Origin of the sequence: Salisaeta longa DSM 21114 (genome assembly GCF_000419585.1) — a bacterium.
GTDB classification, from domain to species: domain Bacteria; phylum Bacteroidota; class Rhodothermia; order Rhodothermales; family Salinibacteraceae; genus Salisaeta; species Salisaeta longa.
Genome location: NZ_ATTH01000001.1, coordinates 1,638,584 through 1,657,774, shown reverse-complemented (window position 1 = coordinate 1,657,774; position 19,191 = coordinate 1,638,584). Strand labels below are relative to the sequence as shown.

20 protein-coding genes and 1 tRNA gene are annotated in these 19,191 nt (G+C 64.7%); 5 read left to right on the top strand and 16 right to left on the bottom strand.

The genetic code is table 11. The annotated features are described in order from the left end of the window. Positions 1 to 11: 11 nt before the first annotated feature. The gene (locus SALLO_RS0106845; protein WP_228702788.1) at positions 12 to 1,436 is read right to left on the bottom strand and encodes an MBL fold metallo-hydrolase; all 1,425 of its coding nucleotides are present in this window, start codon (positions 1,434 to 1,436) and stop codon (positions 12 to 14) included. A gap of 195 nt (positions 1,437 to 1,631) precedes the next feature. Between SALLO_RS0106845 and SALLO_RS15780 the strand changes: the two genes are divergently transcribed. Then, positions 1,632 to 2,522, top strand: a complete 891-nt coding sequence (locus SALLO_RS15780) for an MBL fold metallo-hydrolase (protein WP_169577897.1) — start codon at positions 1,632 to 1,634, stop codon at positions 2,520 to 2,522. Positions 2,523 to 2,573: 51 nt separating this feature from the next. On the opposite strand, the gene SALLO_RS0106835 is transcribed toward SALLO_RS15780, so the two are convergent. After that, positions 2,574 to 3,416, bottom strand: coding sequence for a 2,3,4,5-tetrahydropyridine-2,6-dicarboxylate N-succinyltransferase (locus SALLO_RS0106835; RefSeq protein ID WP_022835565.1), 843 nt, complete (start codon positions 3,414 to 3,416; stop codon positions 2,574 to 2,576). Positions 3,417 to 3,635: 219 nt separating this feature from the next. Between SALLO_RS0106835 and SALLO_RS0106830 the strand changes: the two genes are divergently transcribed. Beyond that, positions 3,636 to 4,886 carry an MFS transporter gene (locus SALLO_RS0106830; protein ID WP_040605736.1) on the top strand — a complete coding sequence of 417 codons (1,251 nt, stop codon included), beginning with the start codon at positions 3,636 to 3,638 and terminating at the stop codon, positions 4,884 to 4,886. Here SALLO_RS0106830 and rodA read toward each other — a convergent pair. From rodA to SALLO_RS0106815, 3 genes are read right to left on the bottom strand one after another with little or no spacing between them, the layout of a single operon-like run. After that, the gene (gene rodA / locus SALLO_RS0106825; RefSeq protein WP_022835563.1) at positions 4,880 to 6,145 is read right to left on the bottom strand and encodes a rod shape-determining protein RodA; all 1,266 of its coding nucleotides are present in this window, start codon (positions 6,143 to 6,145) and stop codon (positions 4,880 to 4,882) included. The genes SALLO_RS0106830 and rodA overlap by 7 nt on opposite strands. Before the next feature lie 6 nt (positions 6,146 to 6,151). Continuing rightward, positions 6,152 to 8,053, bottom strand: a complete 1,902-nt coding sequence (gene mrdA, locus SALLO_RS15775) for a penicillin-binding protein 2 (protein WP_022835562.1) — start codon at positions 8,051 to 8,053, stop codon at positions 6,152 to 6,154. Positions 8,054 to 8,109: 56 nt separating this feature from the next. Further along, positions 8,110 to 9,348, bottom strand: coding sequence for an acyl-CoA dehydrogenase family protein (locus SALLO_RS0106815; RefSeq protein ID WP_022835561.1), 1,239 nt, complete (start codon positions 9,346 to 9,348; stop codon positions 8,110 to 8,112). 234 nt (positions 9,349 to 9,582) lie between these two features. On the opposite strand from SALLO_RS0106815, the gene SALLO_RS0106810 reads away from it, so the two are divergent. Together SALLO_RS0106810 and SALLO_RS0106800 are read left to right on the top strand one after the other, a co-directional pair. Then, positions 9,583 to 10,083 (top strand): hypothetical protein, encoded by a 501-nt coding sequence (locus tag SALLO_RS0106810; protein ID WP_022835560.1) that lies wholly within the window; start codon positions 9,583 to 9,585, stop codon positions 10,081 to 10,083. Between the two features lie 629 nt (positions 10,084 to 10,712). Further along, positions 10,713 to 11,201, top strand: coding sequence for a hypothetical protein (locus tag SALLO_RS0106800; RefSeq protein ID WP_157621323.1), 489 nt, complete (start codon positions 10,713 to 10,715; stop codon positions 11,199 to 11,201). Between the two features lie 74 nt (positions 11,202 to 11,275). On the opposite strand, the gene SALLO_RS0106795 is transcribed toward SALLO_RS0106800, so the two are convergent. The 8 genes from SALLO_RS0106795 to rdgB form a co-directional block, all read right to left on the bottom strand. Next, positions 11,276 to 11,845, bottom strand: coding sequence for a hypothetical protein (locus tag SALLO_RS0106795; protein WP_022835557.1), 570 nt, complete (start codon positions 11,843 to 11,845; stop codon positions 11,276 to 11,278). Between the two features lie 38 nt (positions 11,846 to 11,883). Next, positions 11,884 to 12,366, bottom strand: a complete 483-nt coding sequence (gene moaC / locus SALLO_RS15770; RefSeq protein ID WP_022835556.1) for a cyclic pyranopterin monophosphate synthase MoaC — start codon at positions 12,364 to 12,366, stop codon at positions 11,884 to 11,886. Between the two features lie 138 nt (positions 12,367 to 12,504). Continuing rightward, on the bottom strand, positions 12,505 to 13,236 hold the full coding sequence (locus SALLO_RS0106785) for a thermonuclease family protein (protein WP_084696198.1): 732 nt from the start codon (positions 13,234 to 13,236) through the stop codon (positions 12,505 to 12,507). A 96-nt stretch (positions 13,237 to 13,332) separates the two neighbouring features. Next, positions 13,333 to 14,304 (bottom strand): NAD-dependent epimerase/dehydratase family protein, encoded by a 972-nt coding sequence (locus tag SALLO_RS15765; protein WP_022835554.1) that lies wholly within the window; start codon positions 14,302 to 14,304, stop codon positions 13,333 to 13,335. A 3-nt stretch (positions 14,305 to 14,307) separates the two neighbouring features. Beyond that, on the bottom strand, positions 14,308 to 14,814 hold the full coding sequence (locus tag SALLO_RS15760) for an acetyl-CoA carboxylase biotin carboxyl carrier protein subunit (RefSeq protein WP_022835553.1): 507 nt from the start codon (positions 14,812 to 14,814) through the stop codon (positions 14,308 to 14,310). A gap of 35 nt (positions 14,815 to 14,849) precedes the next feature. Further along, positions 14,850 to 16,526 (bottom strand): amidohydrolase, encoded by a 1,677-nt coding sequence (locus SALLO_RS0106770; protein ID WP_022835552.1) that lies wholly within the window; start codon positions 16,524 to 16,526, stop codon positions 14,850 to 14,852. 28 nt (positions 16,527 to 16,554) lie between these two features. Then, positions 16,555 to 17,010, bottom strand: coding sequence for a D-aminoacyl-tRNA deacylase (dtd, locus tag SALLO_RS0106765; RefSeq protein WP_022835551.1), 456 nt, complete (start codon positions 17,008 to 17,010; stop codon positions 16,555 to 16,557). Beyond that, complete coding sequence (gene rdgB, locus SALLO_RS0106760; RefSeq protein WP_022835550.1) at positions 17,007 to 17,603, bottom strand: RdgB/HAM1 family non-canonical purine NTP pyrophosphatase; 597 nt, start codon at positions 17,601 to 17,603, stop codon at positions 17,007 to 17,009. The genes dtd and rdgB overlap by 4 nt, the downstream gene beginning before the upstream one ends. Positions 17,604 to 17,748: 145 nt before the next feature. Between rdgB and rpsU the strand changes: the two genes are divergently transcribed. Beyond that, positions 17,749 to 17,937, top strand: a complete 189-nt coding sequence (gene rpsU / locus SALLO_RS0106755) for a 30S ribosomal protein S21 (protein WP_228702787.1) — start codon at positions 17,749 to 17,751, stop codon at positions 17,935 to 17,937. Positions 17,938 to 18,048: 111 nt separating this feature from the next. Here the strand turns inward: rpsU and SALLO_RS0106750 are convergent, their stop codons facing one another. The 3 genes from SALLO_RS0106750 to SALLO_RS0106740 form a co-directional block, all read right to left on the bottom strand. Next, the gene (locus SALLO_RS0106750) at positions 18,049 to 18,480 is read right to left on the bottom strand and encodes a secondary thiamine-phosphate synthase enzyme YjbQ (protein ID WP_022835548.1); all 432 of its coding nucleotides are present in this window, start codon (positions 18,478 to 18,480) and stop codon (positions 18,049 to 18,051) included. An 85-nt stretch (positions 18,481 to 18,565) separates the two neighbouring features. Then, positions 18,566 to 18,638: transfer RNA gene (locus SALLO_RS0106745), tRNA-Thr, on the bottom strand. A gap of 97 nt (positions 18,639 to 18,735) precedes the next feature. Next, positions 18,736 to 19,059 carry an ArsR/SmtB family transcription factor gene (locus SALLO_RS0106740; RefSeq protein WP_022835547.1) on the bottom strand — a complete coding sequence of 108 codons (324 nt, stop codon included), beginning with the start codon at positions 19,057 to 19,059 and terminating at the stop codon, positions 18,736 to 18,738. Positions 19,060 to 19,191 lie beyond the last annotated feature (132 nt).

Sequence of the window (19,191 nt, the reverse complement as noted above, 5' to 3'; positions counted from 1 at the left end):
CGGGCGCCGCGTTACAGCGTCAAGACCTCGCCGCCGTCGGGCTTGTGCACCGTGACGGTGGGGTGGCGCTCCTCAATCTGCTCCTGCATCCATGCGCGGGCGGCGGGTTCGCCATGCACCAGCACCACGGTGTCGGGGGAGAGCGTCGCAACGATGTCGAGCAGCTCCCGCCGGTTGCTATGGCCCGAAAAGCGAAAGCGCTCGACGGCGCAGCGAACGGGCTGGGGCCCGCGCGCCTCCGAGAGCACCACTTCAGTGCCGGGACCCTCGGCGGCGGCATCGAGCAGGCGGCGCGCCGGGGTGTCCTCCTTGGAGTACCCCACGAGCAGAACGGCGTTCTTTTCGTCCTCAATGAGGCGGCGGCCCAGGCGGTTGGAGAGGGTGGGCTCAAACATCATCCCGCTGCTTACCACCATGATGCTGGGTTCCTTAAGCGCCTCGCGGAGCCCGCTATCGCTGTAGGGCAGACGCTCTTGCGAAACGCCAAACACGCGAAAGTCGGAATCGAGGCGGGGCGTGTTGTTTCGGGTGCGGTCGTAGATGTCGGCCACGCCGCGCATGGAGCCGGCCGTGTAGATGGGCACGTCGTCCGGGATTTTGCCCTGCCGCTTCAGCTGGCCAAGCACCGCAATCATTTCCTGCGCGCGGCCCATCACAAACACGGGGATGAGCGCCGTGCCGCCGCGCTTTAGGGTGCGCTGCAGCAGCTCGGTAAACCGCTTCGTCTCCAGCCCGCGGGTGGTCTGCTCCGCTTCCGGGTCGCTGCCCAGCGTCGACTCCAGGATGAGCACGTCGGTGCTGTTGGGGTACGACGCCCCTGCAATGATCGACTGCGGCTTGACGTTCGTGTCGCTGGTGTAAAAGACGTCGCGCGTTTGGCCCTCCTCTTCAAACTGCAGCGCCACGCCCACCGAGCCCAGGATGTGCCCGGCATCGTAGAACCGGGCCTTCACGGGGGTGGGGCTGTGGCCGGTTACGTCGAAGGTTTGCTGCAGCTGGTGCGTGAGGTACAGCTGCTGGTAGAGCTCGGCCTCGTCCTCGGTAAAGAGCGGATCGGCATCGGTGGTGCCCTCCTCGCGCTGTCGCCGCTGCAGCCGCGCCGAGGCCGGAAGCAGCATCTCGGCCAGGAGGTGCGTGGCCTCCGTCATGTGGGCTACCACGTTCGGAAACTCCTGCACCAGCACCGGCAATCCGCCCAGGTGGTCGTGGTGGGCATGCGTTATCAGCGCATGGTTGACGTAGCGGTCGCGGTGGCTGTGGATGATGTCGAAGTTGGGAAGGGAAGCGCGGCCGTCGCGTCGCGGGTCGACGCCCGCATCGAGCACGAGGCCCGTGTTGTGGATGCGCACGAAATGGCAGCTGGCCGCCACGTCGTCGGTATCGCCCAGTGCGATAAACTCCATAAAAAGCCGGAAGAAAAAGTGGGGAGAGAGCAAGCAAGGCCCGGTGATAAGCCGTCCGGAAAACTTTACCGGGCGTTTGATTGTTTCTTAGCGGCTTATGCTCCTAATGCTGTGTACTGTATGCTTCCCACCGTTCGATCGCACGCGTGGTACACCCAACACCATCACCACAACGGCAGGTTTTACAATCTGCAGGGCCCGTCGCGTGACGCTTCTCTCTGGAAGACCATGCGCTGGATGGCCGGGAAGGCCGTCGACGGCACCTACCACCGGCCGCCTGCGGTGGTGCGCCCCACGTCCGAAGCGCTTGCCCCACCGCCCGAGCGGCTGCGCATCACGTGGCTTGGCCATGCCACCGCGCTGATTCAGTGGCCGCACCTTACGCTGCTTACCGACCCGGTGTTTAGCACGCGCGCAAGCCCCACCGCGTGGGCCGGCCCCGAGCGCATTCCGGCGCTGCCGCTCGACCCGCGCGGGCTGCCGCCCATCGACGGGGTTGTCCTTTCGCACGACCACTACGATCACATGGATCGCGCCTCGCTCCGGCTCTTAGCCGCGCGCGACAACCCGCTGTTCATTGCGCCCCTCGGCGCGCACAACCACCTGATCGGGTGGGGATGCACCCGCGTGGTGCCCTTCGACTGGTGGCAGTTTGCCGAGGTGCCCGCGTGGGGCATGACCGTACGCTGCGCGCCGGCGGTGCACTTCTCGGGGCGCACGCTCACCGACCGCAACGAAACGCTGTGGGCCAGCTGGTGGCTGGAGCCCACCGACGCGACGCAGGCGACCGTCTACTTTGGGGGCGACAGTGCTTACAGCCCGCACTTTCAGGCCATCCACGCGCACTGGGGCACGCCCGATGCTGCGCTGTTGCCCATTGGCGCCTACGCGCCGCGGTGGATGATGCAGGCCGTACACGTCAGTCCAGAAGAGGCGGTGCAGGCCATGACCGATTTGGGCGCACCGCCAACCGTCCCGATCCACTGGGGCACGTTTGCGCTGTCCGATGAACCGCTGCACGAGCCACCGGAGCGGGCGCGCGAGGCTGCGCAGGCGGCCGGCATCGCCGATCGCCTGCACGTGCTCGATCTCGGCGGGTCGTTTGCCCTGCCCACGTAGCACCAAGGCCCCCCTCGGCCAGGCGCGGCCCGCGGGGGCCCAACCAGCGCCCTAGCGCAGCGCCTCTTCGAGCACGGTGGCCGCGTCGGTGCTCGCATCGCGGTACTTCACGATGATGGGCGCGTACAGCGACAGCCCGTGCTCGCGTCCAAAGTCGGAGGTCATGGGGCGGGTGCCGGGCACAACCACAGCGCCTGCAGGCACTTCCAGCGGCTCCTGGGCGGTGCCTGCGATGACGGTTTCGTTGACCGTGTCGTAGAGACGCGTCGATGCCGTAAGGCGAACGCCTGCCGCCAGTACGGCGCCTTCGCGCACCACGCAGCCTTCGTAGAGGCCGCAGCCGCCGCCCACAAACACGTCGTCCTCTACAATCACGGGCGTGGCGTTCACCGGCTCCAGCACGCCGCCCACCTGCGCCGCTGCCGAGAGGTGCACGCGGGCGCCGATTTGGGCGCAACTGCCGACGAGCGCGTGCGAGTCGATCATCGTGTCGGCGCCCACATAGGCCCCCACGTTGACGTACATTGGCGGCATGCACACCACGCCCGAGGCGAGGTGCGCCCCGGTACGCACCGACGAGCCGCCGGGGACCACGCGCACGCCGTCGCCCAGCTGGAGTGGCTTCAGCGGGTAGGTGTTCTTATCGAAGAAGGGGAAGTGGTCGGTGGAATAGTCGACGATGCGGCCGATGCGAAAGCCGAGCAAAATGCCCTCCTTCACCCAGGCGTTGGCGCGCCAGGTGCCATCGGCGGTGCGCTGGGCCGCGCGCACCGTGCCGTTGTTCAGCGCGCGCAGGAGGTCGGCGACGGCGTTGCCTGCTGCGCCGCCGTCGGGCGCGTCGTCGGCCACAAGCGCGGTGATGCGGTCTTTCAGATCCTGAACGTCGATAGCCATGAAGTACCATACATTGGGAAACAGAGCGCACCTCTACACTACAAAAGCGGCCGGGCGAAGAACGTGAAACGTCAAGCAAACCGCCGGTAGCGCCCGCGGCGCTCGCCAAAATTCCGCAACAAAATGCCTTTATCGTGTACACCGGATGAAGGGCCGGCACTTCTCAAATTGGGGTATCGTAGAGGCCCTACCGCACTGTATCACTTGTATAACAACTGTATGGCTTCTATAGCGACTTCGCCGACGCATTTGTTGGGCATGGATCGGCGTGTGCTGGCGCTGGCGTTTGCGCGCATGGCCGACGCGCTGGGCAATTCGTTTCTCATTATTGTCTTGCCCCTGTACATCGCAAGTGGCACGGTGACCGGTGTGGTATTTGGGCTGTCGGAGTCGTTGGTGACGGGCGTGGTGCTTGCCTTGTTTGGCTTTGCGAGCAGTGCGGCTCAGCCGTTTGCGGGGCGCTTTTCGGATCGCGTGGGCCGGCGGAAGCTGTTTGTGCTGGCCGGATTGTTCGTGTTTAGCGTGGCCAATGTGGCCTTCGTGTGGGCCACCACCTACGTCTTTCTTTTTGGGCTGCGCATTGTGCAGGGGCTGGCGGCGGCGTTCACCATTACGGCCAGCCTGGCGCTCGTCAACGAGGTGAGCACAGGCGGCGACCGTGGCGGCAACATGGGCGTGTACAATGCCTTTCGCCTCGTCGGCTTTGGGTCGGGGCCGTTGCTCGCAAGCCTTCTCATTGAGGGCGGTCCGTATGCGGTGGCCGCGTGGCAGGTGTCGGGCTTCGAGGCAGCGTTTTATGTGGCGGGGGCTTCGGCCCTGGTGAGCGCCGGGTTGGTGGGCCTGCTGGTGCGCGACCCGGACGACATCGAGCCGCCCGATCGGTCCGTGCCGCTGCGCGTGCGTGACCCGTCCGGCCGCACATGGCTCGACTCGATCTTTGTGCTGGGCATCGGAACGCTCGTCCTGTCGCTCTGCTTTTCGATGCTTGCCACGCTAGAGCCGCAGCTCAACGCCCGCCTGTCGCAAGGCCCTACGCTGTTCTCCATCGAGTTTGCAGCCCTGGTGCTGTCGCTTGCTCTTTTTCAGCCATTGATTGGCAACGCCAGCGACACGTGGGGACGCAAGGTGTTCATCGTAATTGGGCTGGTGAGCCTTGTGCCCACTACGCTGGCGCAGGGGCTGGTGACGACGCCGGCCGCGATGATTGCCGCGCGGGCGCTGCAGGGCATTGCCGGGGCGATGGTGTTTGCGCCGTCGCTTGCGCTGGCGGGCGACCTGGCGCGCAAGGGGCAGTCGGGGGCCGAGCTCTCGGTGCTCACGGTGTCGTTTGGCCTGGGCATCGGCTTCGGACAGATCGTGGCGGGCTACATGGTGCGCTTTGGCTTTGTGGTGCCGTTTGCCGTGGGCGCCGCGTTGGCTGTGGGCGCCGTGGTGCTCGTGGTTACGCAGGTACGCGAGCCTGCTCAATAGCCGTAGATGGAGAGGTCGTCGCGCCGCATGTGGGTGTTCAGGACGATGGCCAGCATGGCGGTGTTGGCTACCAGGGCGCTGCCGCCGTACGACACGAACGGGAGCGGAATGCCAATAACCGGCAGCAGGCCTGTGGCCATTCCAATATTCACGAAGATGTGAATGAGGTACACGCCCACCGTGCCGGCGGCCACCATCGACCCAAACGGGTGCTTGACCTTGCTGCCGAGATGGATCAGGCGAAGCAGCAGCGCAGCAAACAGCGCAAGCAGCACCACGCTGCCCACAAACCCAAACTCTTCGGCAATCACGCTAAATATGAAGTCCGTTGACTGTTCGGGCACGTAGGCGCCTTGGGTTTGGGTGCCCTGCATGAAGCCCTTCCCCCAGAGGCCGCCCGACCCGATGGCCGCTTTGGATTGCACGAGGTGAAAGCCTACGCCCTGGCGCCATTGCTCGGCCTCGGGGTTCGTGAACGACACCAGCCGGGCCACCTGGTGCGGCTGGAAGACGTACGTCATCAACACGGAAAGGCTCGCAGCTACGCCGCCCGTAAGGAGCGCCGCCAGGGCCGTTACGTAGCGCTGACGGGTGTACCAGTACAGCCCTCCGGTAAACACCAACCCGAACCCGAGGGCGACCGGCGGCGATAGCAGGGCGATGTACCCCGTCACGGCGGGCGACAAAATGAGCGCGATGATGTACAGCGGCATGCCGCTCCAGAACAGCACGACGGGCACCAGCCCCAAAAAGACGAGGGCCGTGCCGGTATCGTTTTGCATGAGGATGAGCACGGCCGGAAGCAGAAGCAGCCCCACCGCTTGCAGGGCGGCGTTTACCTTCCGTGCCTTGTTGATGCGGCGCTCAGAGAGCAACTGGGCGACGGCCAGCACGGTGCCCACTTTGGCAATCTCGGCGACTTGCAGCCGCACCGGTCCCAGGGCAATCCAGGACTTTGCACCGTTCACCTCTACGCCAATGACGAGTGAGGCGATAAGCAGAAGGATCGACACGACGTACGCCGGAAACGCCAGGTGCCGGTAGTACCGCACCGGAATGGTGAGGGCAATGGCGAGCCCCACGATGCACAGCCCGGCCCACATCAGCTGTCGTTGGAAGTTGTTGCCGGTTCCCTCGGGCGCAAACGCCGCCGCGGGGCCATGCGTGGTGCTGTAGATGGCGATGAGTCCGGTGGCCACCAGGCCCACCCAGGCCGCAAGCGCAAACAGATCCAGGCGTTGGGTATAAGCGCGGGCCATGGGGCGTCAGTCGGTTTGAACAGTAGCGGCCGCCGTGACGGACGACGCGGGGGCCTCCTCCGGCGCAGGAGGGGGCTGCACCGAGTCGGGGGGCGTGAGCGGCGCGCTGCGTACCTCGTTCATCAAGCGCTTGATCCAGTAGCGGCGCTGCCAGGTGTCGGCGATGGTGCCGGTCAGGTATTGCTCGGCCATGAGGCTGGCAATGGGCGCAGCGGCTGTAGAGCCGTAGCCCGCGTTCTCGACCGCCACGGCGATGGCAATCTCGGGATCGTCGAACGGGGCAAACATGATGAACAGCGAGTGATCTTTGCCGTGCGGGTTCTGCGCCGTTCCCGTCTTGCCCGCGCTGGGGATGCCTGGAATTTGCACCCACTGGCCGGTGCCGTTCAGCATCACCCGGTGCATGCCCTCGCGCACAATGTCAAAGTAGTCCGTTTTTATGGGAATGGATTTTTCGGGCGGGTGATCGGGGCGTATCACGCGGCCGGTTTCAGGGTGCACCATCTTCCGCACAAAATGGGGGGGCACCAGCGTGCCTTTGTTGGCCAAGGCCGCCGCGTAGCGCGCCAGTTGCAGCGGCGTAACGCTCATGTCGCCCTGGCCGATGCCCAGGTTTACGGTGTAGCCCCGGGTCCAGCGGCCGTAGGTTCGGTTGAAGTACGAGGAATCGGGGATGAGGCCCGGCAACTGATCGTCGATGTCGAGGGGCGCGCGCTGTCCAAACCCAAACTTGAGGGCCCAGTCGTGCCACGTGTTGACGTCCATCTTGAGCATCACCTGGTAGAAGAAGGTGTTGCAGGACACCTCCAGGGCTTTGGGGATGGTGATGCGCCCGTAATCCTTGGTGCCGTGGTTATGGAAATACCGCCGGCCAATGCGCCATGCGGGGGGGCAATTGAGGGTTTCGCCGGGCGAAAGGATGCCCTCCTGCAGGGCCACAAGCGACATGAACGGTTTCCAGGTAGAACCCGGCGGAAAGCCACTCATCGATGCGCGGTTGTAAAGCGGATCGGACGGCGCGGTGCGGATGCTGTCCCACACGGCCGGATCGATGGTCTGCGAAAAGCGCTCAAGCGAAAAGTCTGGGTGGCTGACGAACGAGATAATTTCCCCGTTGTCCGGGTCAAGCGCCACGGCAGCGCCGCGCTTGCCCACAAACAGCGATTCGGCCAGGGCTTGCACCTGCGGGTCGAGGGTAAGGTGCAGGTTGAAGCCGCTGGTGGGGGCCTGGTCCATCGCGCCGTTGCGGTACGGTTGCACCGGCATGCCGCGGACGTTCACAAACACGTACTCGGTGCCGTCGCGCCCGCGCAGTTGTTCCTCGTAGGATTCTTCCAGGCCCGTAATCCCCATGCGGTCGCCCAGGCGATAGCCGTCATCGCGCAGGCGCCGCAGGGCGCGGTCGCCGATCTCGCGGACGTAGCCCAGGGTATGGGTGAAGTTTGCTTCGGTGCGGTAGCGCCGCCGCTGATCGATGACGTAGGAAACGCCGGGGAGCCGGTACAGATGTTCTTGGACGCGGCTGAAGGTCTTAAACGGCAGGTTTTTGAACGAACGGCTGGCACGAAAGGGACTCCAGGCGCGCGCTTCGGCGAGCTTGCGGGCAACGGTGCTGTCGGGCACGCGCAGCAGGTCCGCCAACAGGGGCAGCTTCGAGCGGTCGAAGTAGCGCGGCGTGAGGGTGATGGTGTACGCCGGCTGGTTGTCAACGAGCAGCGTGCCGTTACGGCCGTAGATGGCACCTCGCGCCGAGGGCACCGACCGCTCGTGTACGGCAATGCTCTGGGCCGTGCCCCAGTACGTGTCGCCGCTCACCAGCTGCAACTGCACCAGGCGGCCCAAGAGAAGGCAAAGCACGACCAGGACAGCTCCGGCATACAACCGGACACGCCCGCGCGGTTCATCCATAGACAGAGGGAAACATCAAATCAGGCAAAGAGAGAAAGGGGTGAGGGCAGCGTGCCTTACGTGAAGGCATTTTCGCCTGTTACGTCTTGGCCAACCACCAACGTGTGCACCTCGTGCGTGCCTTCATACGTGATAACCGACTCAAGGTTGGCCATGTGGCGCATCACCGGATACATGCCGGTAACGCCGTTGCCGCCCAGAATTTGGCGCGCCGAGCGGGCGACGTCCAGCGCCATCTGGCAGTTGTTGCGCTTCGCCAGCGACACCTGTTGCGGGCGCATGGTGCCGTCGTCCTTCAGGGTGCTTAGGCGCCAGTTGAGCAGCTGGGCTTTGGTGATTTCTTGCACCATGTCGGTGAGGCGTTCTTGAATCAGCTGGAAGCCGCCAATGGGGCGTCCAAACTGCTTGCGCTTGGTGGCATGCTGGCGGGCGACGTCGTAACAAGCCATTGCGGCCCCCGTAGCGCCCCAACAAATGCCGTACCGGGCCTGCGTCAGGCACGAGAGCGGGCCGCGAAGTCCTTCCACGTTGGGCAGGCGATGCGCATCAGGAATGCGCACCTCGTCGAGGATCACCTCGCTCGTCACCGCGGCCCGCAATGACCACGTATCGTCGATGGTCGGTGTGGAGACGCCGTCGCGATCGGTTTCCACAAGAAACCCGTGCACGGTGCCCGCCTCGTCCTTTGCCCAAATGACTGCCACATCGGCGATGGAGGCATTGGTTGACCAGCGCTTGTGGCCCGTTAGTATCCAGTCGTCGCCGTCGCGCACGGCGCGCGTCTCCATCCCCGCCGGGTTTGAGCCGTGATGGGGCTCGGTGAGTCCAAAGCAGCCGATAGCCTCACCGGCGGCTAGGGCCGGCAGCCAGCGGTCCTTCTGCGCGTCGCTGCCGTACCGCCAGATCGGATACATGACGAGCGAGCCGGTGACCGAGCAAAACGAGCGCAGCCCCGAGTCGGCCCGTTCAATTTCTTGCATCATAAGGCCATACACGAGGTTGCTGTGGCCTCCGCCGCCGTAGGCCGCGGGCAGGTGCGGCCCCAGCAGACCGTGCTTGGCAAATTGCGGAATGAGGTGCTCGGGAAACGTCTTCGACTCCGCGTAATCCTCAATGATGGGAAGGACGGCATCCGTCACGAAACCGCGCACGCGGTCGCGGATGGCGCGGGCGTCGGCGGGGAGCAGGTCGTCGAGGGCGTAGTAGTCGAGTCCTTCGTAGGCCGCGGGGTCCCAGGTGGACGAAGCGGCGGAAGCGGTTCCGTTGAGGGGCGCGGCAGGGGTGGCGTCAGGCATGCAGCCAGGGGCTTAATGAAGGCGGCTTGGTGAAAGCACTGCACAAACGTGCTGAATCGTTCGGGGGCGGCGCGTTGGTGGTTGACCCTCTACGGGCCACCGCCTACGTTCTATTGTGCGCTGTGGCGGCGGCTATGCTAACGGGCGCCAAGCCCACAAGGAGCCGACCCGAACAGACGCCGTATGTACGGCTCGTGCACCCCCATGATTCATCAAACGACTTCTGGTTTTTACATGAGATACGCAGCCCGCACATTGTTCGTATGTTTTCTTCTATGGGGCCTACAAGTGGCGGCGAGCCAGGCACAAAGCGGGCCGCGGGTCGGCTTAGGGTTAAATGTGCAGGCGAGCACGGAGCAGGGCGTGGGGCCGGGCGTGCTCTTGCGCATGTCGGCGCCCATCAATGCCGACGTGTCGCTCGCTATTGGATCGTCGTTCACGGGCTACGTGCTGGAGGGACAAGACGAAGCCTCATATGCGTTCAATCCGCAGGTGTCGGCGATTGTCACGGTGCCCATTGGGAACGCCGTAGGTACGTACGTGATGGGCGGTGTGGGCGCGTACGTGCCGTTTGGAGAAACGCAAGCCGGCGGCAGCCCCACGTTTCATCTGGGCCTCGGGCGGGCTTGGCTGCTGCGTGACAGCTCGTTCTTCGTCGAAGCCGACCCGTCACTCGTCATTGGCGAAACGGCCGTCGACCTGGTGCTCCCGTTGCGTCTTGGAATCATCTTTTAGATGAGGGCATCGGTCGTGTAGGCGTTGTTCGAAACGTCAGGATGCAAGCGCGTCCGCAGAGGGCAGATAACGCCCGGCTGTTCGCGGGCCCCGCGTATGCGCGGTCGTGGCACGAGAAGGGGGCGCAGGGGGCGGCTATGCGGCCGCTCAGGTTCTGTGGCCGGCCCACCATCATCACTTCCCAGATCCCATCGGGGCAAGCAGGCGCGAGCCATCCGTTCATGGATAAAACGCCCCCGCACATCTAACGCCCACAGGGTGCAAGAGGTACAAAACACCCCGTTGTCCGTCGATTGGCAAGTCCTAAGAATGTAAAGATTAAATCAAGCGGTGTGGGGAGTCATGGCGACGACAGTGCGCTTCACTTCACAAAACCACGGACTCACGCCATTCTAGCCCTTTTTTTGTTCGGGAATACAATACGGGCATGATTATTGTTGGCGGCAAAACATCATCTTTTGGAGCAAATATGTAACCTGCACTGGAACTTATGACTGCTCTTTCGTACTCATGGTGACAGTGTATGCAAGTCGTTGCTGTACATCGATCGTCGCCTCGCGGCGGCTGCGGTGGACGCCACAGGCTTGGAGGGAGGATTCCGTTCATCGAAGCAGATTTGAGATTTCATCATGAAGCTTGTCAATCCGCTCCGTTATTTCGACTCGGCTCAGCGTCCTGGGGAAATGATCGCTGATGACGCGCATCTCATCGACCAACTGCCAACTATTGGAGAAGCGTTGCAGGCTGCGGCGACACAGGAGAATATCGTCGCCGAGGACACACAGACCATGCTGTACTGGGTGCGTCGTTTTTGCCAGTACTATGCAGAGGTGACGCCGGGCGAGGTCTCGGTGGCGCATGCGCGTGCCTACCTGCAGGTTGCACGCACATTGTATCGTCTATCGGACGAACAGTATGGCGAGCTGGAGCGGTCCATCCGCTTCTTCTACAAGTACGTCCTGGAGTGCACCGACGAGGACACGGATGCCGGCGCGTGGTGGCTCGAACGGATGCAAGACAATCCCGAGGAATGCCGCCAACAGTTGCTGCCGTGGTTCTTGCTGCGCACGAGCATGAACCTTCAGGAGGCGTATCAGCTGACGTCGCGCACGCCTTGAGAAACGACCGTTTTCACGAACCCGCCGCGCGGGCTGTGTCTACGCACTACGCAGGCGCAGCCCGCGTTTGTACGTTACGTTGTGCTGGCTTCGGGCTGCCGTCCGTACGCGAGCACGAGCTTGAGGTGGCGCACGACGGGCGGCACCAGGTCGAGCGACGCGAGGCGCTCTTGCGGCGATTCGGGAAGGCCCGGCGGGCTGATGCGGCCCATCCACAGCTCCATCTTGTCAGATAACGCACGCGGCCCCGGAAAGCGTCCGTCGGGCAGGTGCGTCCGATAGAAGGAGAGCTTCCGCTCCAGCCGCGCGTGGATGGCATCGGTAGCGTTGGCGTCGCCGGGGGCGTCGGGCGCTTCCATCATCGACAGCCCCAGGAGGTAATCGCGGTAGGTGTACGGCAGGGCAAGCAGCGCATCGGGGAGCGACGCATCGTCGGTGCGCTTCGAAAGCGCGACCGCCACGGCACGCGCTGTGGCAGTCGCGACGAGGCAGAGCGTCTCTTCTGCAATCAGTTCCGGATCGGCGCCCTCTATGTCCCCAAGCGAGCGCAGCATCGTGTGGGTCAGGTCTTGCGTAAGGCCAAGCGCCCCCACGGTGGCGAATGTGGCGTAGCGGGCGGTGGTATCGGGAGACAGCGAAGGCATAGGTGCACACGCAGGTGAAGGGACGGGAGCAACGGGCATCACGCGTCGACGGCGCGCTTCCAGCTACCGCTTTGGCCGCCCGTTTTGGCCAACAAGCGGATGTCGGTGATCTGGATGTTTTTGTCGATCGACTTGCACATGTCGAAGACGGTGAGTGCGGCCACCGAAACGGCGGTTAAAGCTTCCATACCCACGCCGGTGATGCCCAGCGACTTGGCGTACGCACGAATGACAACCGCTTCGGCCTCGGCATCGAGCGAGAAGTCGATGTCGATGCCGTTGATTTGGGCGTCATGGCAGAGGGGGAGGAGCGTGCTGGTTTGTTTGGCGCCCATGATGCCGGCGATATTGGCCACGGTAAGCACATCGCCTTTCTGAATCGTGCCCTCGCGGAGCTGCTCAAACGCTTCGGTGGACAGCAGCACGCGTCCTTGCGCAACCGCCGTGCGGATGCCTTCGCCGCCGGACGATTCGGATGAAAGGTGCTGGGTTGACGCGGCAAGCGTCGAGGAGCCACTCATGGCACATGATGCATTTCGTCAAAGGGGGTAGGCGAACGCTCCTCGTTGAAGGAGCGGGGGGCGCGCCGTGTTGTCCGCTCCTATGGAGAGCGGGCGCCGGGGTTTCTGCGGTGCCGGGCGCGTGCGGGGCGCAAGGCGTTACGGACGTGCAATGGATGCCGCGCCGCATGCCGCGCCGTCGCCGTCGGGGTCCAGGCCATAAGGATCGCGGGCCGGACCGCCAAAGCGGCGAAAGAACCGTTGCGCAAAGGCCGGTGACGGAAACGTCTGGCACGAGATGGCTGAGGTGGCAACATGCGGGGGCACGGGATGGGTGGTGGCTTCCAGTGCGGGCAGCGTTGTGTTGCCCCAGAGGCCGCGCTTGTTCTGGCGCGCCTCGATTTCGTACGCCCAAAACGATTCTAGCTGTTTGAAGGGGCGGGTCAAGCGCGCGTAGGCGTAGCCGTCTACAATCATCCGCGCATTGAGCATAAACCGGCGTGTGCCCTGCGCGTCGGTCACCCAGACGTACGCATCTTTGGTGGGGCGGGCGGCGGCCGGTACGACTTGGACGCGGGCGCTGTCAAGGAGCAGGCGGGCATAGCCCCGGGCCAGCCGTCCGAGCGATTGCAGATCCTCCAGGGAGCGGCCGGAGGCACGGGCCCAGCGCCGAAGCTGCAGCCCCGTGTAGGGCGAGAGGGCATCGACGCCCACAAGGTGCACCCGGCGGCCGTCGGCGAGCTGCAGCATGTCGCCTTCCAGGACGCGCGCCACGCGCACACTGCCCGTGCCCGATTGCGCGCGCCCCGCGAGCGGCACAAGGCCGATGAGCAAGAGGAAGCAGAAAAGACGCGTTGTAGACATCGTAGCATCGGGGCACGTCCCAGACATATCGCGGACACAGCCCGTATGCGTTCCGCCAGCATTCGTTTTCGTGATACTGTTAATCGGAGATTACCATTGTGCTATTGGGCGCGCATCCAGGGGCTACGTATCCGAAGGCAGCGCGTTGGCAAGGAAGGCGGCCGTGTCGGCAAAGGGACGAAACGAGCAGCCGAGTTCCTCGATGGCGCGGCGGTTGGAATAACGCGTGCGGCGGGTGGCAGCCCGCGCCTGATCGCGGAGTGCGCTGGTGGGCAACCCGACGCGCGCCAAGAGTCCGGCCGTGCGGCCGGTGAGGTGCAGCGCGGCGGCCGGCAGCGTGTAGCGGGGCGGGGCCTGCCCGAAGGCCGCGTTGAGCGTGCGCCCGATCGCGTGCCACGACAGGTTTTCGCTCGACAGGATGTACCGGGTGCCGGTGGCGCCGTGGCGCATGGCGCGGCGGTGCCCGGCGGCCACATCGCGCGCATCGACAACGCCGGTACCGCCCGGCGGCACCACGCGCAGCCACCCGCGGCGCGCCAGCTCCACAATCCGGCGCGTATTTTCGTGGGGACGCCCCAGGCCAAACATCAGCGACGGGTTCACGATGACCGCGTCGAGGCCTTCCGCAATGCCGCGGTGCACCTCGCGCTCGGCCGCGCGCTTCGATTGGCCGTACCCCGACAGGGCCGCGTGCGCTGCAACCGTCTCCTCGGAGACCGTCTGGTCGCCGTGGCGCCCCAGGGCGGCAATGCTTGAGGTGTACACGAGCCGCTGCACCCCCGCAACGCGCGCGGTGTCCACCACGTGGGCGGTGCCCTGCACGTTCACGGCATGCAACGTTTCCTCGCGGAGCGTGCCCGACGGGACAACGGCGGCGGTGTGGTAGACGTGCGTGATGCCGTGCATGGCTTCCTGCACGGCGTACACATCGCGGAGGTCGCCCGTGGCGTGCTCCACCTGCGCGCTGTAGTCGCCCAGCGCCTCCAACGAGGAGGTGGCGCGCCGAAAGATGCGCACCGTCGCGCCGTCATCCACCAACTGGCGCGTGAGCACCGAGCCGAGCAGGCCGGTGGCGCCGGTTACAAGTACATGCACAGGCTATCCCGCGTTAATTTCGAGGAGCAAGGCGTTCTTGTCGACGGCATCGCCCGGGGCCACATGAATGGCTTCCACAACCCCATCGGCGGGCGCGTGCAGCTCGTTTTCCATCTTCATGGCTTCCAGCACGAGCAGGCCGTCATCGGTCGCCACGGTGTCGCCCTCCGAAACGAGCAGGTCCAACACGAGGCCGGGCATGGGCGCGCGCACCTCCTGCTGTCCGGCCGCAAGCGCATCAGCGAGTCCAAACTCTTCCAGCAGCAGCGCCCGCTCGTCCTGGACCGCAACGGTGGTGCGGCGACCGGCAATGGTCACCGCCAGCGTTCCGTCGGTGTCGGTGGGGGCGATGGCAAGCGGAATGCTGCGGCCGTTAACGATCAGCGAGACGTAGCCGGGACGGATCTGCTCAAACGAGTAGGCGACGGGTTCGCCGTCGACGGTGAGCGATCCGTCGTCGAGGGACAGGTCAAACGTTTGGTCGTCAACCGTGGCGCGAAAGGTAGGCATGAGCAGCGGGGAATGGGTGAGCGGGGTGGAAGCCGTTACGGGGTGTGGGGCCAGGCGTCGTCGTGGTAGACCGGCGCGCCGCCCACGTAGGTTGCAATCACGCGGGTGTCGAGGATCTGTTGGGCGGGCACCTGCATCAGGTCCTGCGAGAGGACGACGAAGTCGGCGTACTTGCCCACTTCGAGCGAGCCGCGGTCGTCGGCCTGAAAGGCGGCGTAGGCCGCGTCGATGGTAAATCCGTGCAGCGCCGCGGTGCGCGAGAGGCGTTCGCTGGGGTACCAGCCGCCGGCCGGCTGCCCCTGCGCGTCTTGCCGGGTGACGGCCGCGTAAAAGCCTTCGATGGGGCTCACGTCCTCCACGGGAAAATCGGAGCCCAACGCGAGGCGCGCGCCGCTTTCGAGCAGCGAATTCCACGCATACGCCGTCTGCAGCCGCTCGTCGCCCAGCCGTTCATCGGCCCAGGGCATGTCGCTCGTGGCGTGCGTGGGTTGCATCGACGCGATGACGTTCAGCGCGGCAAAGCGTGGCAGGTCGTCGGGATGCAAAATCTGCGCATGTTCAATGCGATGCCGCCCGGGGCCCGCGCCCAGCGAGTCGATGGCCGCTTCGTACGTGTCGAGCACCACCCGGTTGGCGCGGTCGCCAATGGCATGCGTGTTGACCTGCAGCCCGCACCGAAGCGCAGCGCGCACGTTGGCCGCAAACGTATCGGGCGATTGCAGCAGCAGCCCGCGATTGCCCGCATCGTCGCTGTAGTCCTCCAGCAGCGCAGCGCCCCGGCTGCCCAGCGCGCCGTCCATGTAAAACTTCACCGATCGGACCGTGAGGCGGCCGTTGTAGTCGTGCAGCAGGCCGTTTTGGCAGAAGTGCGTGAACGTGTCGCCGCGGCCGGCAATCATGCCGTACAGGCGCAGCGGAAAAGCGCCCGCGTCAATAAAGTCCTGGTAGCGCTGTACCGTGGCCCGGTCGACGCCCGCGTCATGAACGCCGGTAAGGCCGTTGCGAGCGGTGACGTCCAGCGCGCGCGACAACCCCTCATCCAGCGCCTCGTCCGAGAGCGGCGGCATCTGGTCGCTGATGAGCTGTGCCGCTGCGTCAACAAACACACCGGTGGGTGCGCCGTCGTCGGTGCGCACAATGTGGCCGCCGGGGGGATCGTCCATCGTGCGCAGGCTGCCGAGGCCCACCGTTGCTTCAATGGCCGCCGTGTTCACCCAGGCCGCGTGCCCGTCGATGCGTTCGAGGTACACCGGACGATCGGGAAAGGCCGCATCCAGCACCTGGCGGGTGGGAAATTGGGTGGTGGGCCAGTCGTTCTGGTCCCAGCCGCGGCCGCGCAGCCACGCGCCCTCGGGGAGCGTGGCTGCAAACGCCTGGAGCGTATCCACAATGGCTGCTTTGGACGGCGTGCCGACGAGGTCGGCCTGGATCAGGCTCGTGGCGAGGCCCATCAGGTGCCCGTGCGCGTCAATCAGGCCCGGCACCACCGTGCGCCCGCCCGCGTCGATGCGACGGGCCTCGGGGTAGGAGGCCAGCACATCCGCGGCGGAGCCCACCATCACCAGCCGGTTGCCGCGCACCGCAAGTGCCTCGGCCGTTGGCTGCTCGGTGTTGGCGGTGTAGATGGTGGCGTTGTGCAACACGTACGTTGCCTGTGCAGCAGCCAGGTGGGGCATGAGCAAAAGAGCAAGCAGCGAGAGCAGATAGCGCATGGAGTGTAGAAGCAATGGGTAGGAAAACTTAGGCGTCGGTGGGCGAGCGCTCAAGCCAGAAGGTGGCCGGTCCGTGATTGGTAAGCGATACGTCCATCATCGCCCCAAAGACGCCGGTGGGAACGGGGCGGTCGAGCTGGGCGGACAGTTCCTCGACAAAGTGCCGGTACAGGCGCTTCGCTTGGTCGGGCGGGGCCGCGTCGGTAAACGAGGGCCGGTGCCCGCTGGCCACGTCGGCGCACAGCGTAAACTGCGGCACCACCAGCGCCTCGGCGCCCACATCCAAGGCGGAGTGGTTCATGCGGCCATCGGCGTCCGAAAAGACACGCAGGTGGGCGCACTTGTGGGCGAGCCACGCGCTCTCGTCGGTGGTGTCGCCGGTGGCCACGCCAAGAAAAATCAGCAAGCCATCGCCAATCTGTCCGGTGGTGGAGGCGTCAACGGTTACGGCCGCCGATGACACGCGCTGAACGAGAGCAATCATTCCGACGAAGCGTGGGTGGAAAGGAAGGTGCGAACGGCATCGAGTGCCCGTTTCCGGTGACTGATCGCGTTTTTCTCGTGCTCCGGCATTTCCGCGAAGGTGCGCGTGTGCCCGGTGGGAATGAACAGCGCATCGTAGCCAAAGCCGCCCTCGCCACGGGGCGACGCGGCAATGCGTCCCTCGCAAACGCCCGCAAACGTGCGGGCGGGGCCGTCGGGCCAAACCAGCGCCGCAACGGTCCGAAAGCGGGCGGCGCGCTCCGTCACCCCATCCATTACCGAGAGCAGGTGGCGTTTGTTGTCATCGGCCGTGGCCGCATCGCCCGCAAAGCGCGCGGTGCGCACGCCGGGCCGCCCGTTCAGCGCATCCACAAACAAGCCGGTGTCGTCAGCCAGCGCCACAGCCCCCGACTGCTCGGCGGAGGCGCGGGCCTTTTTGATTGCGTTGCCCGCCAGCGTCGCCCGATCCTCATCCACCGCGGGCGGCGCATCGAGCGTCATTAAAGCAATGGGCAGATCGGCAAGAAGGGCTTGAATTTCACGGACCTTTCCGGGGTTTCCGGTAGCCAGCACCAGGCGGCGAGGGATCTGCATGAACAACGAGGGGTACGCAAGGACGAGGACGGAGAAACATGTCGGCACAGGGCCTGTAACTCAGCTACTACCTCGGGTGTGAGGCCCAACTAAGTTAATCATCGTAACCAGACATCGCAAGGAGGGATCCATCTTGGCTGTTGGAGTGAAAGTTCGTAACAACGAATCGATCGATCGTGCACTCAAGCGTTTTCGGCGTCAGGTAAACCGGAGCCGCGTGCTGCGGGAGTTTCGCCAAAACATGAATTACCTGAAGCCGTCGGAGGAGAAGCGGCTGAAGGCGAAGCGTGCGCGTCGGCGGCGGCACCGCAACCGGAGCCGGAAGCGCCTCTAACGCTGCGGTTCTGAGAACCTGTTTTGAAGCATCGTGGAGGCTACGGTGTGGCGCTGTAGCCCCTGAAAGGCAACCCGGCCCATGGGTTGCCTTTTCCATGTGTGGGCACCATTAGGCGGCCTCGGGGGCCTGGCCGTGCACGGTAAGCACCAGCGTGCGCGGCCCGCCCTGGGTGCGGTGCTCACACAGGTACAACCCCTGCCAGGTGCCAAGCTGCAGCGTGCCGTTGTTGATGGGCACCGTAAGGGTGTGGCTGAGCATGGACGCCTTGATGTGCGCCGGCATGTCGTCGGGGCCCTCTAGGGTGTGCTCGTAGTAGGGCTGGCCTTCGGGAACCATCTCGTTGAAGTGCCGCTCTAGGTCGCCGCGCACTGCGGGGCTGGCGTTTTCGTTAATCGTGAGCGCCGCGGAGGTGTGCTGGATGAACACGTGCAGCACGCCCACGGCGACGTTTGACAGGTCGAGGGCGTCGCGCACGGCATCCGTGATGAGGTGAAAACCGCGCGGGCGCGGGTCGAGGGTCAGGGTGCGCTGGGTCCACATAACGGGCGCGTCGTGTTAATACGAAGAAACGGGGGCGCATGAGCAACAAAAAAGCCCCACAGCGAACGCTGCAGGGCTTGTGGTGAGCCAACGACCGGACTCGAACCGGTGACCTGTCCCTTACGAGGGGACTGCTCTACCAACTGAGCTACGTTGGCGGGTGTTGTAATGTCGGCGCTTTCTCACGAGGCATTGGGCGTTAGGATCCGCTGCCCGCCTGGTTTCGACAGGGATTAACAGAGCCGCAGCATCGTTCTACGGCGCATCGTCGGCGTCCGATTCGTCACGCAAGCGCCCGCATACCAGCATACACAGGGCCGACAGCGTGGGGTCCGAGATGGAGTAGTGCACGTACAACCCCTCCTTGCGGCGATGGAGCAGCCCCTCGCGGGCCATCAGGCCCAGGTGCTTGCTTACATTGGCCTGTTGATGGTCGGTGGCGTCCACCAGCTCGCTCACCGTCATCTCGCCTTTCTTTTGCAACTGGTTCAGGAGTTCAAGCCGTACCGGTTCGCTCAGAATCTTGAAGCGACGCGCCGCAAGACGAATCTGATCGGCAGGAATGAGGGTGTTTGCCATAACGACGCGAAATCCTTCCGGGGAAGCACTGTGCAGCCGGGGCGCTGCGGTATGCGAGCAGCGGGGCTCGTGGGCGTTTTTGCATGCAACGTACATTTGTAATATGCAGAAGGGAGAGGCCGCGCGCAATAC

What these genes read in the sequence shown, in the direction of transcription:
- SALLO_RS0106810 (WP_022835560.1), top strand. Translation starts at nt 9,583, where the DNA reads ATGAGATACGCAGCCCGCACATTGTTCGTATGTTTTCTTCTATGGGGC.
- SALLO_RS0106815 (WP_022835561.1), bottom strand. Translation starts at nt 9,348, where the DNA reads ATGCCTGACGCCACCCCTGCCGCGCCCCTCAACGGAACCGCTTCCGCC.
- SALLO_RS15780 (WP_169577897.1), top strand. Translation starts at nt 1,632, where the DNA reads ATGCGCTGGATGGCCGGGAAGGCCGTCGACGGCACCTACCACCGGCCG.
- SALLO_RS0106830 (WP_040605736.1), top strand. Translation starts at nt 3,636, where the DNA reads ATGGCTTCTATAGCGACTTCGCCGACGCATTTGTTGGGCATGGATCGG.
- SALLO_RS0106795 (WP_022835557.1), bottom strand. Translation starts at nt 11,845, where the DNA reads ATGCCTTCGCTGTCTCCCGATACCACCGCCCGCTACGCCACATTCGCC.
- SALLO_RS0106835 (WP_022835565.1), bottom strand. Translation starts at nt 3,416, where the DNA reads ATGGCTATCGACGTTCAGGATCTGAAAGACCGCATCACCGCGCTTGTG.
- SALLO_RS0106785 (WP_084696198.1), bottom strand. Translation starts at nt 13,236, where the DNA reads ATGTCTGGGACGTGCCCCGATGCTACGATGTCTACAACGCGTCTTTTC.
- rodA (WP_022835563.1), bottom strand. Translation starts at nt 6,145, where the DNA reads ATGGCCCGCGCTTATACCCAACGCCTGGATCTGTTTGCGCTTGCGGCC.
- dtd (WP_022835551.1), bottom strand. Translation starts at nt 17,010, where the DNA reads ATGATTGCTCTCGTTCAGCGCGTGTCATCGGCGGCCGTAACCGTTGAC.
- SALLO_RS0106770 (WP_022835552.1), bottom strand. Translation starts at nt 16,526, where the DNA reads ATGCGCTATCTGCTCTCGCTGCTTGCTCTTTTGCTCATGCCCCACCTG.
- SALLO_RS15760 (WP_022835553.1), bottom strand. Translation starts at nt 14,814, where the DNA reads ATGCCTACCTTTCGCGCCACGGTTGACGACCAAACGTTTGACCTGTCC.
- SALLO_RS0106740 (WP_022835547.1), bottom strand. Translation starts at nt 19,059, where the DNA reads ATGGCAAACACCCTCATTCCTGCCGATCAGATTCGTCTTGCGGCGCGT.
- moaC (WP_022835556.1), bottom strand. Translation starts at nt 12,366, where the DNA reads ATGAGTGGCTCCTCGACGCTTGCCGCGTCAACCCAGCACCTTTCATCC.
- SALLO_RS0106750 (WP_022835548.1), bottom strand. Translation starts at nt 18,480, where the DNA reads ATGTGGACCCAGCGCACCCTGACCCTCGACCCGCGCCCGCGCGGTTTT.
- mrdA (WP_022835562.1), bottom strand. Translation starts at nt 8,053, where the DNA reads ATGGATGAACCGCGCGGGCGTGTCCGGTTGTATGCCGGAGCTGTCCTG.
- rdgB (WP_022835550.1), bottom strand. Translation starts at nt 17,603, where the DNA reads ATGCAGATCCCTCGCCGCCTGGTGCTGGCTACCGGAAACCCCGGAAAG.
- SALLO_RS0106800 (WP_157621323.1), top strand. Translation starts at nt 10,713, where the DNA reads ATGAAGCTTGTCAATCCGCTCCGTTATTTCGACTCGGCTCAGCGTCCT.